Source organism: Caminicella sporogenes DSM 14501 (assembly GCF_900142285.1).
GTDB lineage: Bacteria > Bacillota > Clostridia > Peptostreptococcales > Caminicellaceae > Caminicella > Caminicella sporogenes.
The window spans coordinates 18,202-36,238 of the sequence record NZ_FRAJ01000022.1; the positions used below are offsets into that span (position 1 = coordinate 18,202).

14 protein-coding genes are annotated in these 18,037 nt (G+C 30.4%); 2 read left to right on the forward strand and 12 right to left on the reverse strand.

Annotated features, from left to right (window positions below; all coding sequences use genetic code 11):
- Window positions 1-184: 184 nt before the first annotated feature.
- On the forward strand, window positions 185-1,384 hold the full coding sequence (locus tag BUA90_RS10790) for a CapA family protein (protein WP_072968500.1): 1,200 nt from the start codon (window positions 185-187) through the stop codon (window positions 1,382-1,384).
- Here BUA90_RS10790 and BUA90_RS10795 read toward each other — a convergent pair.
- On the reverse strand, window positions 1,381-2,409 hold the full coding sequence (locus tag BUA90_RS10795; RefSeq protein ID WP_072968502.1) for a PucR family transcriptional regulator: 1,029 nt from the start codon (window positions 2,407-2,409) through the stop codon (window positions 1,381-1,383). The two genes, BUA90_RS10790 and BUA90_RS10795, sit on opposite strands and share 4 nt — an antisense overlap.
- 75 nt (window positions 2,410-2,484) lie before the next feature.
- Entirely contained in the window at window positions 2,485-3,585 is a 1,101-nt protein-coding gene (locus BUA90_RS10800) for an ABC transporter ATP-binding protein (RefSeq protein ID WP_072968504.1), read from the reverse strand.
- Window positions 3,586-3,839: 254 nt separating this feature from the next.
- Here BUA90_RS10800 and BUA90_RS10805 point away from each other — a divergent pair, with 254 nt between their 5' ends.
- On the forward strand, window positions 3,840-4,730 hold the full coding sequence (locus BUA90_RS10805; protein ID WP_072968505.1) for a LysR family transcriptional regulator: 891 nt from the start codon (window positions 3,840-3,842) through the stop codon (window positions 4,728-4,730).
- 85 nt (window positions 4,731-4,815) lie between these two features.
- Here the strand turns inward: BUA90_RS10805 and BUA90_RS10810 are convergent, their stop codons facing one another.
- The 10 genes from BUA90_RS10810 to grdD form a co-directional block, all read right to left on the reverse strand.
- A complete protein-coding gene (locus BUA90_RS10810) occupies window positions 4,816-5,334 on the reverse strand; it encodes a YeeE/YedE thiosulfate transporter family protein (protein WP_072968507.1) in 519 nt (172 codons plus the stop codon).
- 9 nt (window positions 5,335-5,343) lie between these two features.
- Window positions 5,344-5,571 (reverse strand): sulfurtransferase TusA family protein, encoded by a 228-nt coding sequence (locus tag BUA90_RS10815; protein WP_072968509.1) that lies wholly within the window; start codon window positions 5,569-5,571, stop codon window positions 5,344-5,346.
- Between the two features lie 14 nt (window positions 5,572-5,585).
- The gene (locus BUA90_RS10820) at window positions 5,586-6,275 is read right to left on the reverse strand and encodes a YeeE/YedE thiosulfate transporter family protein (protein WP_200793522.1); all 690 of its coding nucleotides are present in this window, start codon (window positions 6,273-6,275) and stop codon (window positions 5,586-5,588) included.
- 193 nt (window positions 6,276-6,468) lie between these two features.
- Window positions 6,469-7,971 carry a glycine betaine uptake BCCT transporter gene (locus BUA90_RS10825; RefSeq protein ID WP_072968511.1) on the reverse strand — a complete coding sequence of 501 codons (1,503 nt, stop codon included), beginning with the start codon at window positions 7,969-7,971 and terminating at the stop codon, window positions 6,469-6,471.
- 73 nt (window positions 7,972-8,044) lie between these two features.
- Window positions 8,045-9,361: a betaine reductase selenoprotein B gene (gene grdH, locus BUA90_RS10835; RefSeq protein WP_094756868.1), complete on the reverse strand. Its 1,317-nt coding sequence runs from the start codon at window positions 9,359-9,361 to the stop codon at window positions 8,045-8,047.
- Between the two features lie 13 nt (window positions 9,362-9,374).
- Entirely contained in the window at window positions 9,375-10,700 is a 1,326-nt protein-coding gene (locus BUA90_RS10840) for a glycine/sarcosine/betaine reductase component B subunit (RefSeq protein ID WP_072968517.1), read from the reverse strand.
- A gap of 265 nt (window positions 10,701-10,965) precedes the next feature.
- Window positions 10,966-14,550: an FAD-dependent oxidoreductase gene (locus BUA90_RS10845; RefSeq protein ID WP_072968519.1), complete on the reverse strand. Its 3,585-nt coding sequence runs from the start codon at window positions 14,548-14,550 to the stop codon at window positions 10,966-10,968.
- Between the two features lie 21 nt (window positions 14,551-14,571).
- Entirely contained in the window at window positions 14,572-16,323 is a 1,752-nt protein-coding gene (locus BUA90_RS10850; protein WP_072968520.1) for an NADH-quinone oxidoreductase subunit NuoF, read from the reverse strand.
- Between the two features lie 2 nt (window positions 16,324-16,325).
- Window positions 16,326-16,829 (reverse strand): NADH-quinone oxidoreductase subunit NuoE, encoded by a 504-nt coding sequence (gene nuoE, locus BUA90_RS10855; RefSeq protein ID WP_330390737.1) that lies wholly within the window; start codon window positions 16,827-16,829, stop codon window positions 16,326-16,328.
- Window positions 16,830-17,282: 453 nt separating this feature from the next.
- Window positions 17,283-18,037: glycine/sarcosine/betaine reductase complex component C subunit alpha (grdD, locus tag BUA90_RS10860; protein WP_242945088.1), on the reverse strand; the 755-nt coding region annotated here is incomplete at its 5' end.

Consider the following 18,037-nt stretch of genomic DNA (forward strand, 5'->3'; position numbering starts at 1 on the left):
CAATTAGAATATTATCTTTTCCCTTGTTTTATTATCTTAAAAGAAATAATTTATATCAAGTATAATATAACTAAAAATGAATAGTTCAAATTCAATATTTTGTAATATATTTGATAAAATATTTTAGTATAATAAATAATGGTAATTTCTCATGCTAAACTTTTAAAATCGGGGGTTAACTGCTATGTTTAAAAAACTAAAATTATTTTTATGTACTTTAATAATTTTTCATCTTATTACTATTCCCATATTTGCACAAGAAAAAATAGTTAAAATCTCCCTAGCAGGTGATGTTCTTCTTGCAGGAAATATTGGAAAATTAATAGAAACTTACGGAAGTAATTATCCGTGGGAACATGTAAAAAACATATTTAAATCAAGCGACCTTTCTATAGTCAATCTTGAAACTTCTATAGGTATAAATGGTAAACCGTATCCTAACAAAAAATATACTTTTCAGGCAAAGCCTGAAGCTCTACTTGGTTTATTAGATGCTGGAATTGATGGAGTGTCTATTGCCAATAATCATACTTTAGACTATGGAATAAAAGGCTTTATGGACACGTTGAAAAATCTGGAAAGATTAAATATACAATATGCTGGTGGTGGGAGAAATATTGAAGACGCTAAAAAAGCTGTCATCTGGGATATAAAAGGTATTAAAATTGGTTTTTTAGCCTTTTCAAGAGTCATACCAAATGTAAATTGGTATGCTGGAGAAAACAAACCCGGACTACTTGGAGCTTATGACTGTCATGCAGATGATATTTTAAATCTTGTAAAAACAGTTAAAAAAGATGTAGATTTTCTAATAGTATCCATACACTGGGGAAAAGAATTGAAATCATATCCACAATTATCAGATACTATTTTTGCAAAAAAATTGATTGACAGTGGAGCAGACTGTATAATGGGACATCATCCCCATGTACTACAGGGTATACAATTTTATAAAAACAGACCTATAATCTATAGTCTTGGAAATTTTATATTCAGCTCAAAAAGTAAACAATGCAGACAGTCAATAATTTTTAATTTGGAAATATGTAAAGATGGAATTGTAGATACTAATATAATTCCCATTTCTATAAAAAACGGTCAGCCTATTCCTTTTGAAAATCAATTTGAAATAATAAATAATTTAAACATTTTATCTAAAAATTGGAATACAAAATTTTTTGAAAATGGTAAAATACAAGGAAATATATCTTACATATCTCCTAAAGAAAACACTTTAAAAAATATCAATTCCTCAACTGAAAGCAATACAAAAAGTGGTAAAAATACATTGCTTGAATTTTCTACTAATTTCATAAAAAAATTAAATTCTATAAAATTAACTGTATCTAAAAACATAAAAACTATTTTAAATAAAATGCTTTAACTATTTATATATTTGACAATAAACAATGCTATCATAAAATTCATTGCATCTTCAAATTTTCTTAAATCATACCCTGTTATTTTTTGTATTTTATTTATTCTGTATATTAAAGTATTCCTATGTATAAACAACTGTTTTGCTGTATCAGTTATATTTAAATTGTTTTCAAAAAACTTTTGTGCAGTACTTATTAATTCACTATTTTTTATTATTTTTTCTAGTTTATCATTTATATTTTCAGATAGCTCTTTTAATGTTTTATACTCCATATTATCTATTAAAAATGGAATCATCATACTGTTATAAAAATAAATATCTTTATGCTCATAAAATATTTTTCCATATTTTAACGCTAATAGAGCTTTTTTATATGAAGTTGAAAGCATAAAAATGCTTTCAACTTTAGTTCCTATACCTATTTTACAATTATTAATCAATTCTACATAAATATCATTATAAATATTCAATACTTTTTCATAAATCTCAATATCTGAATTTAATATAAGTAATATCTTGTTTTTACTAAATTTTAAAACCTCAACTTCATCATAAGCTTCTATTATCATTTTTTCAACTTCATCATGCAAGTTTTCATCTATTTCAATCAATACAACTAAAAAATCGTTATTTATATTTATATCATAATAATTACAATACTTTATTATCTCATCTTCATCAAACTTTTCCTTTATCAAATCTACTAAAAAATCTTTTTTAGTAAGCTGTATTTTTATCTCTTGCAATATCATTTTTCCCATAAGTTCAATCAAATTTCGATTAGTTCCTTCACATTCTTTAAATGAAATAACTTTTTTCGCATCACAATTAACATAATAAATGTAATTTTCTCCCTCAATTACTTCATCTCTAATTATTTTTTTATTGGCTATAAATTTATCTATTAATCCTACTTTATCTTTTTTTGTACTCTCTATTATATAACCACTATCATCAATTAAATTAACTTCTATATCAATATTACTTATTATATCACTAAATAAATTGCTGACTTTTCTTTGAAGCATTTTTATCACCTTTCAAATCAAACTAAATAAAGCAGAAAAACTAGTAACTAGTTTTTCTGCTTTATTATACCACAACTAAAATATAGCTTTTTCACTTTCTTTATCGAATATATGAATTTTTTCTTTTTCAAATGAAATTTTCACATTCTCTCCAATTCTCACTTTCATATCTGGAGCTACCCTTGCGATAAATTCTCTATCATTTAGTCTTAAATATAAATATGATTCAGAACCCAAAGTTTCAACTACTTCAATATTTGCACCAAATCTATTTTCACTACCTTTATCATCTGATGCTAAATATATATTTTCCGGTCTAATTCCCAATACATAATCTCTACTTAAATCTTTATCTTTTAACAATTTAGCCTTATCTTCAGGCAATTGTACTTTATTTCCATTAAATACTGCATATAGTCCACCATTTTCCTCAGTAATTTTGCAGTCAATAAAATTCATTTGAGGCGAACCAATAAAAGAAGCAACAAATATATTTGCTGGATGATTGTAAATAGTTTGTGGGTCTGCAACTTGCTGAACAATTCCATCTTTCATAACTACAATTCTAGTACCCATTGTCATTGCTTCAGTTTGGTCATGAGTTACATAAATAAAAGTAGTTTGAAGTCTATTATGAAGTTTATTGATTTCAGCCCTCATTTGAACTCTAAGTTTAGCATCTAAATTTGATAATGGTTCATCCATCAAAAATACTTTTGGTTCTCTAACTATTGCACGACCTAATGCTACTCTCTGTCTCTGTCCACCAGATAACTGTTTAGGCTTTCTGTCAAGAAGATGCTCTATATCTAATATTTTAGCAGCTTCATGAACTCTCCTCTTTATTTCATCTTTAGACTTTTTTCTAAGTTTCAATCCAAAAGCCATATTATCAAATACTGTCATATGCGGATAGAGAGCATAATTTTGAAAAACCATTGCTATATCCCTATCTTTTGGCGGTATGTCATTTACAAGCCTGTCTCCTATGTATAACTCCCCTGAAGATATTTCTTCTAATCCAGCTATCATTCTTAAAGTAGTTGATTTACCACAACCTGAAGGTCCAACTAACACTATAAATTCTTTATCCTCTATTTCAAGATTTAAATTTTTAACAGCATGATAACCGTTAGGATAAATCTTTTCAATATTTCTCAAACTTAAACCAGCCATATTATAATTCATTCCTTTCTAAGTAAACTTATTCCTGCTATAAAATCATTTTCCTTCGTTTATTATTATAAATATAAACTACTTAATAAGTAAATTATCGAATTATACAAAAAAATAGACTTATTTTTATTAATTTTTACAATAAATTTTAAAACTGTAAATTTCAATATCTTTTAATTTGCTTTGTATACAAAATACGCAATAAAATATGTTATAATGTTATCTAGATTAAATTTTTATATACAGGTGATTATATGAATCTACAATATCTAAAAGCTTTTTATGTAACAGTAAAGGCTAATAGTATATCTAAAGCAGCTAAAATTTTACATCTTACTCAACCCGGTCTAAGTATGCAGATACAATCTTTAGAAAAAGAATTGGGAGTTAGTTTGCTAAATAGAAGTAATAAAGGTGTTGAACTCACAGAAGCAGGTAGAGTTGTATTTGATTATGCAACTACTATTCTCTCTCTACAAGATAATATAGAAAGAGATTTAGAAAATTTAAAAACTGATAAAAAGCACTTATTATTAGGATCTTGTAAAGCTATTGGAGAATATGCTCTTCCATGTAGTATATATGTTTACAAACAAAATAATAAAGATATAGACATTAATCTAGAAATTAGCAATACAGAACAAGTTGTTGAAAACTTAATCAGTAAAACTGTAAATATTGGAATTCTTCATGGAAAAGTTGATAATCCAGAAATAATTATTCAAAAAATTACAACTGACAGACTGTTATTAGTTACTTCTCTACCACTTGTTAAAAATAAAGTAAATCTTAATGAACTCACCCGCTTACCTTTAATTTTTAGAGAAAAGGGTTCAGGTACCAGAAAAACCATCTTAAATTCACTAAAGAAACATAATATAAAATATGACGATTTAAATATAATATACGAACTTAATTCTATGGAAGCAATCAAAACTTCTGTTATTTCGGGAAAAGGCATATCCTTTATACCTGAACTGACTATAAAAAGAGAACTAAAAGATGGAATACTAAAAGCTATTGAAATAGAAAATTTAGAAATACTAAGTGAATTTTACATTTCTTATACAAAAGACCATGCTTTAACTCCTTATGAAAAAGATTTTATTAAATTTATTAATTCTTCTAAAAGAGGATTTTGTTAAAAACAAAAGTGCCATATTGGCACTTTTGCTTGTACAACTTCTTTAATTTTAAATCATTTTACTTAAATCTTATTTTAATCCTACATTATAACAAATATTTAAATAAAATTTTTGAACCCATCCAAGCACCTATAAACAAAAACACAGCAAAAACCCATCCATGTAATGAAAAAGATGGTATAGCACTAAAATATGCACCTGTATTACATCCAAAAGCAATTCTGCTACCATACCCCATCATTACTCCACCCATTAAGCCAAAAATCAATTGTCTTTTGTTTTTTATCTTTTTTAATTTAAATTCTGAAGCTAATAAAGATGATATTAGTGCTCCAAAGATGACAGCCAAATTAATAACAGTATAACTATTATTTAAAAAAGTCTGTCCTCTATCCAGACCATTATTATAAACACTAAAATAATACCAGCTTGAAATATCTATTCCAAATAGCTGTAGAAACCAGACTCCCCAATAGAGAAACCCAGTAGTTATTTCCCAAGTATTACCTGTCGTAATAAGTAAAATAACATTTAATAGCGCAAGCATTATTCCCCCAATTATATACGACCAGGGTTTTTTAAACACTTTTTTATATAATGTCATAATACCACCCTATCTTCTTTTCTCTATATAAATTTCCCATTCTCCATCACCTACTTCGATATAATCTATATTATGTCCATGTTTTTTTGCCCATTCTACTACATTAGTTATAGAACAATTATGATCAGTTTCCATTATTAAAATATCTCCTATTTTCATTTTTTCAAGCTTTTTAATAGCTTTAAGAAGTGGAATTGGACATACTTCATGCATACAATCTATTCTTACCTCTGCCATATAACTCCTCCTAATTACATAGACATTAAATTATTATGTTTTTCATACCAATCAGCCAATATATATAATGCAATTAATACTGCAATCTGAATTATCATAGCCATAGGTAGTCCTATAATCTCTGGAAAATAAATAATTGATGTTTTTGAAATAACAACTTTATCCCAAAAATTAAAATCTCTTGCACCTAAAATTGTACCTGCAATAAACCCTATAAGTACTACTAATTGTAATTGAAATCCTTCCCCTATCCTCATAAGCGTACCGCTAGCACATCCTCCAGATACAACCATACCTATGCCAAATAATACTGCTCCAATTGCCGTATGAATACCTACAGGACTTAACTGTCCGGGTATATCAGCTATATTTATATTTTCACAAGTTAAATATTTATACTGTACAAATCCAAATCCTATAGTAGAAATTATAAATGCAACAATAACTGCCTTTAATATAGATGTACTTCCAACTAGTATCGGGTCTCTAAAACTAGCTGTAAAACAAAATCTCGACCTTTGAAGAACAAAACCTATCAAGAGTCCTATTATCCAAAAAGAGCTATATAAAGAATTATTATAAATAAAAAATATCAATATTATAAGTGCAATTAAAATACACAATAAACCATATATGACTTGATTTTTTTTCTTTTTATATTCTCTCCTTCTTTTTTTAAGTTCTTCTATTCTGCTACTACTCAATATGTGTTCACCCCTTATTAGAAAACATTAAACAAATACATCTATCTCACACTTTATATTGTAACAGCATTTATAGTAAAATTAAAAGTAATAAATAATGGTTTTATAATAAATATGAAAAATAAAGACAAGCCTTTTTGGCCCGTCTTTATTCCTTAATTAACACCTGTTTTTCTAAATCATTATAAAATACTTAATTTTCATTAGATACTTTTTCAGTATCTTCCTTTAATGCTTTAAACAAAGAAATACATGCAAATATCATTACAAATATAAATGGAAATGCAGCCGCTATTGAACCAATTTGTAACGTTTTCAAACCACCTGCAAGAAGAAGTGCTGTAGCAAGTAGTGATTGAACAATTCCCCATATTATTTTCTTTCTGCTAGAAGGATTAAGATTTCCTTCAGATGTAAACATACCTAAAACAAATGTAGCAGAATTTGCTGATGTAATAAAAAATGTACATAATAAGAATACAGCAATCAATGATACAATACTTCCCAATGGATAATATTTTAAAACTCCAAATAAAGTTGTTGCAGGATTTTTAGCTAATCCTTCCAAAGTAGATAAATCTGTAGTATTTATTAAATCTATACCTAATACACCAAATATAGCAAACCAAACAAAAGAAGCTAGTGACGGAGCTACGATAACCCCTATAATAAATTCTCTAATTGTTCTACCTCTAGAAATACGTGCTATAAATGTTCCTACAAATGGAGCCCAAGCTATCCACCAAGCCCAATAAAATATCGTCCAACCATTTATCCATGAATTATCTCCAAATGGCTCAATATGTAAACTTTCTCTTACAAAGCTTCCCATATACATACCCATTCCATTTATCAAAGCATTTACCATTTTTACAGTAGGTCCTATCAAGAAAGAACCTAACAATATTGCAATTGCAGCTAGTAAATTAATATCAGATAAAAGTTTTATACCTTTTTCTATACCGCTTACTGCTGTCCATATGTATATTATTGTTATAATAATAATAATTATTATTTGAACTAACTGTGTTTCTGGTATTTTAAATAGATAATTAAGTCCGCTATTTATTTGAAGAGTTCCAAGTCCTAGTGAAGTAGCAACACCCGCAACTGTAGCAAACACTGCAAATATATCTATCAATTTACCTATAAATCCATTTACACCTTTTTCACCTATCAAAGGTATAAATATACTGCTTATAAGTCCCGGTTTATTTTTTCTAAATTGAAAATAAGCCAGTGCAAGACCTATAATACTATAATTAGCCCATGGATGAAAACCCCAATGTGCAAATGACACTCTCATAGCAAAATTAGCTGCTTCAGAAGAGCCCGGCTCTAATCCCGGTGGAGAAACAAAGTGCGATAAAGGCTCTGCTACACCCCAAAACACTAAACCTATACCCATACCTGCACCAAAGAGCATTGCAAACCATGAAGTAGTACTATAATCAGGTTTAGAATCATCTGGTCCAAGCTTTATATTACCATATTTACTAAAAGCAAGTATTAATGCAAAACATACAAATATAAACATTGCTAAAAGATACGACCACCCAAAATTGTTAGTTAAAAATTTAAATAATCCATTTGCTGCAATAGAAAAACTATTTTTAAATAAAATCCCCCAAATAACTATTGCAAATACAATTAAAAGTGAAATATAATAAACTATGTTATCTTTTTTTTTCGTCACTACTACTCGCCTCCTTTTAAGATTAAATTATAGTGCTAGTTAATAAGAACTAGCACTATAATTCTCTACATCATTATATTTTAACCTTAAAAACAGTTTGATCTTCTATATCAGTTTCTAATGCTTCAAGTGCTACACCTACTCTATGATATCTGAGTTTCCACTGCTGTTCCTTTGAAGTATTTGGATCACCTAATGGATATGGAATTGAAATTGTAGGTACTATTCTATTTGAACCAACTGTTTTTGCAACTGGAATGAGGTTAGCCATTTGAACTACAGGTATTCCAGCTTTTTCAATCTCTTTAACTATCGTTGCACCGCAACGAGTACAAGTACCTCATGTAGATGTAAGTATAACTGCATCTACTCCAGTAGCTTTCATGTGTTCAACCATTTCTCTACCCATTCTTGCTGCTTCTGCTTGAGTAGTACCTGTTCCTACTGTAGTATAGAAATAATCATGTACTTTTCCTATTCTTCCTTCCTTTTCATACGCTCTAAGCGCATCTAATGGCACTACTCTATTTGGGTCTTCATCAGCTGCAGCAGGGTCATATCCAGCATGAATAGTTTTAAATACTCCTGCTTCTAAACGGTCTAAACCAGATACATTATATTTACCCCATCTTGTAGCTGATGCTGATTGAATTTTATCTGGGTTGTCAACAGGTACTATACCACCTGATGTTGCCAAAGCTATAGTAGCTTTGCTCAAGTCTTTAATAGCAGGTGCTATAGGTACTCTATCTAATTTAGGCATTGGAAGTTCACTAACAAATTCTTCTCCACGAATCTTTTTCAAAAGCATATCAATAACTCTATCAGCAGCTGTTACTGGTGGATTGAGCCATATCTGATGTCTAATACCTCTTCCAAAATAACCTTCCTTTTCTGCTGGTAAAAGTTCTTCACCATTTAAAATCTTCTTTCCAAACTGTGCCATTTTTTTAATATCTTTTCTCATTGCAGCAGCACTTTTACCGCCTTTGAATATGTACATTTCTTTTCTGAACATCTCAACTCCAGGATTTTCATCATTCATTGAAGTAATTACAGGCACACCAAATTTTTCTTTTACTGCTTTACAAATATGTCCACATGCTGCACCATATCTACCAGCTCTAAATGCAGGTCCTGCAAAAAATATATCGAAATCTAAATCTTTTAAAAATCCTAAAATAGTTTCTATCGCTTCATCTTTCTTAGAACCCATGAAGTTATCTCCACAAATAATTGTATGAGTAACCTCTACATCATCACCTAATTGTTTATTAAGCTCCATTGCTGGTCCAACTAAACCTTCTATTATTTCAGGTGGATAATCAGCTTTATCTTCTCCTCCAATTTGTCCGAAAAATTGATTTATATAAAGAATTGCTTTTTTCATTATTTGCACCTCCTTAATATTCAGCCATTGTTTTAGTTGACCATCCAACTACTTGGTCACCACAGAACATTGAGTTATTTTCCATTATTATTGAACCGTCTTCTCTAACTGATGGACCTAATACTTCATCTCCTGCCCATCCTCCAGATAAACCATCTCTAGCTAAGGATTCTAATTCACCTATTACTGTTTCCATTGGTGGAAGCTCTATAAGTTCTGATACATTTCCACAAGAAACGATTGCATCAGCCTTAGGGTCAAGAGTTACAAGTGGCTGAGATGCTCCATCTCTTCCTGTACATTCATTTGTAAGTCCAACTGTTTTAATTCCTGCATCTTCTAAAGCTACTATACAAGCTATAAAATCTGCATCTGGATTTCCATATCCTTCTTCTGCTACTATAGCACTATCAGCTCCTAATGACTTAGCTATTTGAGCTACAAACTGTGCTGCTCTTTCTTTTTGCTCCAAGGCAACATTTAAGTTTGACATAATTACTCCTAAAAAGTTTAAAGTTTTTCCATGTTCTTGATATAATCTTCTTATCATAGGAAAATTTTGAAAATCATACGTAGACCACTTAGATGAACAAGGCATAAATGAACCTGAAATCATAGCTCCATCTAAAACTTCATTAGGATGCATAAATGTAGGAACCATATGATTACAATCCCATCCATATACCAAATCATTGTAACCCATTTCTTCCATTTGAGACTGTGGCTGTAATACCAATACTACACTTGGCAATTCATTTACCTTATTTGAGCGTTTTGTTATTGGCTCCAATTCATAAGTTTCTACCTCTTCTGGTTCCATATCTTTAACACAGCTTCCTATATATTCTGCCAGTCTCATTCCTGCCCATCTTAATGCACGATTTTTCTTCTGCTGCTCATGTTTTTCAAAATCCTCATCTGTATCTGCTACTAGACAGATATTTTTAAGTTGTGAAAAATATGTATACTTTGCTCCTTCTCCACTCATATCTATCAATCCGTCTTGGAAACCACCCCAATGTTTTCCAACTACTAATACACTACATCCTTTTAAAGCTAGAGTTCTTCCATTTCCAGCCTGCATAAGTTCACCTGTTACTCCCGGAAATACAGGACCTCCACCAACTCTGTATCTTGGTTCGATAGCTTCTTTAACTGGAACTATTCTAACTTTGTCACCCGGTTTTACTATCACTATATCGGCCTCTGTTATATGTTCATCTTCTCTTACTACGGCCAATGCCTCTTCTTTATTAATTGTTAATATTCCGTTTTCATACTTTGTCTTTTCTCCAAAAACAATATCTTTTACATAAAAATTTCCAAGTTCTAATTTCATCTTTACACTCCTTTCTCATAAATCTTTTTATAAATAAAATCTTAAGTTAATCAAATAACTAGAAAAGGTTTTCCAAAAAGTTTGTTATTTGATTAACCATCTTAATTATATCATAATCTTGATTATTAAGTAAATATATTTATGGAAATTTTTAATTTTTTCAGTATTCTTATATGAATAAAAAAATGGGCCTCATCTAAATAAAATCAGCCCACAAAAGTAAATACCTTATTTATGCAATTTTTAAGATAATTAACTTATATTACTATAAAATTCCTTCTTTCCTAACTTTGTTTAAAAAAGTATTCTTTAAATTATCAGTATTTTTCAATTCATCAAATAACCTATCATCTTTTACAACTTTAAGCCTAGCCTTTTTATCATTAAAATTAAATCCTTTTCCATTTGTATAAAGTATTCTGTTACTACCTACCGGCCAAAATACTCCTTCACACACTTCTTTATCTGCTTTAAAATATTCCGGTATGTTTAATGATATTTCATTTAAAATATCATCAGGATGACTATATTCCATATTTGTACTAAGAGCATTTGCCAACTTAACAATTATCTGCCAATTTTCAAGCTTACAAATTGGTTTTATCGCTCTATGTATTTTTTGTATCCTTCTTTCTGAACTCGTAAATGTTCCTCTAGATTCAACAAAACTTGCTGCCGGAAGTACTACATCAGCTTTTTTAGCAGTTTCAGTTAAATGTGTATCTTGAACCATCAAGAAATCTAAACCACTTAAATCAATATGAGGTATATCTTCTCCAAATACAAGTAATCCCTTGATATTTTTATTTCTAATTCCCTTAATTATTTCTTTTGAATCTTTACAAGTTCGCAATATATCACTAAGTCCTTGACTGTTATTATTAGGCTTAAGCTGAATAATACCACTACGTGCTTTACCAATATGACCTGAAACGACAGCTAAATTTGCAATAAGCCTTGCAGCACTAACTGTAATATTATTTTGTGCAAAAACTATGATTGCTTTTTTAGATTTACCATATATTTCAGCTATCTTTTTCGCTTCTTCACTAACTTTTATTCCTTTTAAATCTTTCTTTAATTCTTCAAATCCCAATACTCTTTTTTCATCTGAAACAAATCCACCATCTATTAGTGCCTTCATTATTTCTTTTAAAAATCTTACATTATTTTCTGGTGTAACTTTCATAAATGAATATTCATCAACCTGCGAAACAAATGGATTTATAGTTATTAGTTTTGCTCCATTATCTACTGCTTTCTTTATTTTAAGTCCTACAATAGTATAATCCTTTATTACATCTGAACCAATCAAAATAATAGTGTCTGTCGAAAGTAATTCGTCAAATGTATTTGTAGATGCATCATATCCTAATACATCCTTAATGCCTCCAATTCTCCTATTAAAAGAACATATATTGTCGGTTTTTAATACTTTACTAGCAAACTTTGATGCCAAATATATTTCTTCATTTGTATATCTATCTGAAATAGATACAGCTAAAGAATTGCTGCCATATAATAATGTCAAACTTTGTGCTTTTTTAGTTGTATATATAAAAGCCTCTTCCCAAGATACTTCTTGAAGTTTTCCTTCTTTACGAATTAATGGTTTCTTCAATCTCTCTTTTGTTGTCATTTCAAAACCAAATCTTCCCTTTATACATAAAAGTCCGCCATCAACTTTACTTTTTCTGCTTGGAAGAGAACGTAATAATAAATCTCCTCTTGTATTAAGGTCTATATTACAGCCTATACTACAATAAGCACAAATAGTTTTTGTAGTATTCGTCTTAACTGGAACAGATTTATCTATGTAAAGCTTCTCTCCTAATGCTCCAGTTGGACACACACTTATACACTGCCCACATGAAATACAGTCAGTCTCTTTTAAAGGACTATCCAGTGCAGGTCTTACAATTGTATCAAATCCTCTATTAACTAAACCTAATGCCCTTATTCCCATAACTTCTTCACAAATCCTTACACATAAACCACATAAAATACATTTATCAGGATTTCTATAAATAAATGGATGGTCTTCTTTTATTTCACGCTTATGAACTTCACCTGAAAATCTTTTCGGCTCTACATCATATTGATTTGCATATTTAATTAATTTACATTCAAAATAATCATGACATCCACATTCTAAACATCTCATTGCTTCTTTTTTAGCATCTTCTTCAGTATAGCCCTTTACAATTTCTTCAAAATTATGTTTTCTTATATTTGCTCTAAGATGAGGCATTGCCGGTCTGTATACTTTCCTTATGTGCTCAAAATCATCTTCTTTTAAATCATCTCTTTGAACATAATACGGCTTTTTATACGGAATAACTTCTCCCTCCAAATATCTGCATATAACCTGTGCAGCTCTCTTTCCTTCTCCTATAGCCTCTATTGCTATACTTGGTCCTTTATTTGTAGCATCTCCACCAGCAAAAACTCCCGGTATATTAGTTAAAAAAGTATTTTCATCTGTATGTATTGTTCCCTTTTTAGTTAACTCTAATTCTTCAAAACCTTCTATATCAACCTTTTGCCCTATAGAACAAATAACTGAATCCACTTCTATTATTTCTTCTTCACCTTTAATAGGAACGGGTTTTCTCCTTCCGCTTTTATCTGGTTCTCCTAACTTCATCTTTTGAAGCCTTATCTTCTTCACTCTGCCATTTTCACCTATTATTTCAATAGGTTCTACAAGAAATTTAAAAATAACTCCTTCTTCTTCTGCCTCCTTAACTTCAACTTCCTCTGCTGGCATTTCTACTTTTGTCCTTCTATATAAAGCATATACTTTCTTCGCTCCAAGTCTTATAGCAGTTCTACATGCATCTATTGCAGTATTTCCTCCACCAACTACTGCTATTCTATCTCCAGTTTTAATAGGTTCATTTACAGCAAATTTAGTTAAAAAATTTATTCCACCAATAACTCCTTCTAAATCTTCTCCCGGACAATTTAAACTTGAACTCCTCCATGCTCCTATTGAAATATATACAGCATCAAACTGTTCTCTTATATGACTTAATTTAACATCTCTACCTATTCTTATGTTAGTGAGCATCTTAACTCCCATTTTTTCAATAATTTTTATTTCTTTATTGAGAATTTCTTTAGGAAGTCGATATTGAGGAATACCATATCTTAACATTCCTCCCATCTCAGGCATCGCTTCATAAATTACTACCCTATGACCTTCCTTTGCCAAATAGTATGCAGCTGTAAGTCCACTAGGCCCGCCACCTATAACTGCAACTCTCTTTCCTGTAGCTGGCTTAATTTCTGGAATAAATACATCTTCATCTTTTAAATCCATATCTGCAACAAACCTCTTTAACCATGCTATAGCAACAGGTTCTTCTACTAATCTCCTTCTACATGCATCTTCACAAGGATGAGGACATATTCTTCCTATACTAGCAGGAAGAGGTATTTGTTCCTTTATAAGCTTTAAAGCTTCCTTATATTGTCCATTTGCAATAAGTCCCACATATCCCTGACAATCCGTATTTGCAGGACATGCTAACATACATGGTGGTCTACAATCTCCAACATGGTCAGATAAAAGAAGTTCTAAAGCTATTTTTCTTGAACTTTTAACTCTTTCTGTATTTGTTTCAATAACCATACCTTCTTTTACTTCAGTAGAACATGCCCTTAAAAGCTTTGAAACACCTTCAACTTCAACTACACAAAGCCCACATCCTCCATACTGTTTTACTCTTTCATCATGACAAAGAGTAGGTATTTCTATGCCATTTTCCCTTGCAACTTCTAATATCGTTTGTCCTTTTCTCCCCACTACCTCTTTTCCATTTATATTTAGTCTGACCTCAAACATGAAAATTCCTCCTATTTCAAATTAATCAACTACTATTGCATTGAATTTACAAACCTCTTTACATTGACCGCATTTTATACATTTTTCTATATCAATTTTATGAGGTTTTTTCTTTTCTCCTTCAATAGCTCCTACCGGACAAGTTTTAGCACATAATCCACAGCCTACACATTTATCTTTTAAAATATTATAATTTAAAAGGTTTACACATTTTTTAGCAGGACATTTTTTGTCATAGATATGCTTTTCATATTCATCTCTAAAATACCTTATAGTACTTAATACCGGATTAGGTGCAGTTTGTCCAAGTCCACACAAAGAGCCTTCTTTTATTTTAGTTCCCAACTCCTCTAAAAGCTCTATATCTCCCGGTTTTCCATTACCTTCACAAATACGTGAAAGTATTTCTAACATTCTCTTTGTACCTATTCGACAATGTATACATTTACCACAAGATTCTTTACGAGTAAATTCCAAGAAAAATCTCGCCATATCTACCATACATGTAGTTTCATCCATTACTACCATTCCGCCAGAACCCATTATAGCTCCTGTCTTATTTATAGATTCATAATCAATTGGTGTATCTATAAGATGGCTTGGTATACATCCACCAGATGGTCCACCCATCTGAACTGCTTTAAAATCCTTACCATCTACTATTCCTCCGCCTATATCATAAATAATTTCTTTAATACTCATTCCCATAGGGACTTCAACTAATCCACTATTTCTAATTTTTCCTGTAATTGCAAATACCTTTGTTCCTTTGCTTCCTTCTGTTCCCATAGAAGCAAAAGCTTTTCCTCCATGAATAAATATCCAAGGAATATTTGCAAATGTTTCAACATTGTTTATATTACTTGGTTTTTGCCAATATCCTCTTTGTGCTGGAAATGGTGGTTTTAATCTTGGCATGCCTCTTTCTCCTTCAAGTGAGGCAATAAGTGCAGTTTCTTCACCACATACAAATGCTCCTGCTCCAGCTTTAATTCTCAAATCAAAATCAAATCCCTTACCTAAAATATTTTTACCTAAAAAACCTCTTTCTCTAGCTTGACTAATTGCCTTTTCTAGTCTTTTAATGGCAAGAGGATATTCAGCTCTTACATATATAACACCTTCACTAGCTCCTATTGCATATGCCCCTATTAACATTCCTTCTATAACACTATGAGGGTCGCCCTCTAAGATACTTCTATCCATGAAAGCTCCCGGATCACCTTCATCTGCATTACATATGATATATTTAGGATAATTTGTTGCCTTTCTAGTCGCATCCCATTTAAACCAAGTTGGAAAACCTGCTCCACCTCTACCTCTTAAACCTGAAATTTTAACTTCTTGAATTACATCATTAAAATTCATTTCCTTTAAACATTTTTCAATGGCTTTATACCCATCTCTTTCGATATAATCATCAATAGATTCTGGATTTATAAGTCCACAATTTCTAAGTGCAATTCTCTTTTGCCTTTCTAAAATTGTCTTATCCTGCTTTGAAATCATATATTTACTGACTTTTTTATTTTTCTTAATATGGCTCTCAATAATTTCTTTAACCATTTCAGGTTTTACATTTACATAAGTCGTTTTTATCCCCTTATCGTCTATAATGTCAACAATAGGTTCTAAATAGCACATTCCTATGCATCCAGTAATGCTGACATCTACTTTAACTCCTAACTTACTTACTTCATTTACTATTGCATCATGAACTTCATTTGCACCTGCTGCTATACCGCAACTGCCCTTTCCAATAATAACCTTCATTTTTAATCCTCCTTAGACCCTTTCTCCTTTTTCCTTATTTCTCTTATAATTTCCCTCGCCTTATCAGGTGTAAGGTTTCCATAGGTCTCTCCATTAATCATCATAACTGGCGATAAACTACAACAACCCAAACAAGCTACATTTTCAAAAGTAAATAAATTATCTTCAGTCGTTTCACCTTCCTTTATACCTAATTCCTCACATAGTGCTTTTTCAATATTTTTTGAACCATTTACATGACAAGCAGTTCCTTGACATAACATGATTATGTATTTACCAACATTATTTAATCTAAATTGAGTATAAAAAGTTGCTACTCCATATACTTTTGAAGGTTTTATATTCATCTCTTTTGCAACATATCTTAAAACTTCCTTTGGTAAATATGAATAAACTTCTTGAACCTTTTGAAGAACAGTAATTAAACTTCCCTGTACATTCTTATACTTTTTCAATATGTCACTTATTTCTTTAAATTTTTCATTTTTACTATCTTTACAGCACACCAATAATTTCACTCCTCACTATTAGTTTTAAAAAGGTAAATTTTAAAACAATTCAAAATCTTCCTTCGATATTATTTTGAATATTCTAACTCTTTTAGTTAAAAAAAATTAAAATCAAAAAAAATATTAATGCTAATGTGATTATACCGTAGTATAATAAATCCAATGGCAAGTCTGTCTATATTTTATCATAAGCATGATTATATTGTAAACATGTTTGTGATAAATTTTTGATAATCTTTTCCTAAAATTTATTTTTTTAAAGAATATTTTTTTACAAAATTATTTAAGCTCATAAATTATAATAAAAAAAAGCAGTGACAAATCAATGATGCCACTTGCTTTTAGCTATTTACAAAAAATAACATTAATATAAAACAGTATGAAATTGTTGTTATTTTTTTAACATAACAAGATTTACTTACTATAATTTATGAAATGAATTTTTATTTTTTAACATGCATTTCCCTCTTTAGCAATAAAACCTTCTTTAGCAAGAACAGAAACAGCTCTGTCTAATTTTTCTTCATTAACAAGTACTATAGGTCCTGTACAGCCCATTCCACTTTCAGCATATATTCCTTCTTTCCAAAGAACTTTTACTGCTTCTTCAAGGTCCATTATGTCTATTCCTGATATTGAACCGGTAACTACTTCTTTAGGCGGCTGCTTTATTTCTTTTTCTTCTTCTACTGCTGTTTTTTTGCTTTCTTTTGTAAGTCCACTTAATATTTCGTCTAGTTTTGCTTTCTTTGCTTTTTCATATTCTTCTTTTATTATTTCTTTTAGGTTGCCTTCTGCTAGTCTTGCTGCATATTTTAGTGCATTTGCTACTACTGGTGCTCCTGATGCTCTTGAGAGTATTAGTATTGTTCTATCATATCCTTCTCCTATTCCCGGTCCATATCCGTATCCTAATGCTTCGTAGCTTCCTCCTGTTGTGTATGATGAGAATATTTTCATCATTATATTTCCTGTAAGTGTGTCTGTTACCATTACGTCTACTGCTCCTTTTAGGAGGTCGTTCCCTCTCATTATACATCCTCCATCGGAGCGTGTTGATTCTCCAAAGTTTATTTCGTATCCATTTTCATTAAGTTGTTTTAGGGCTCTTTCTACTTGTCTTGCTCCGTCTACGTTTAATATTCCCACGCTTGGTTTTTTTATTCCCATTGCTTTTGCTGTTATTATTCCGTATATTGCATTTT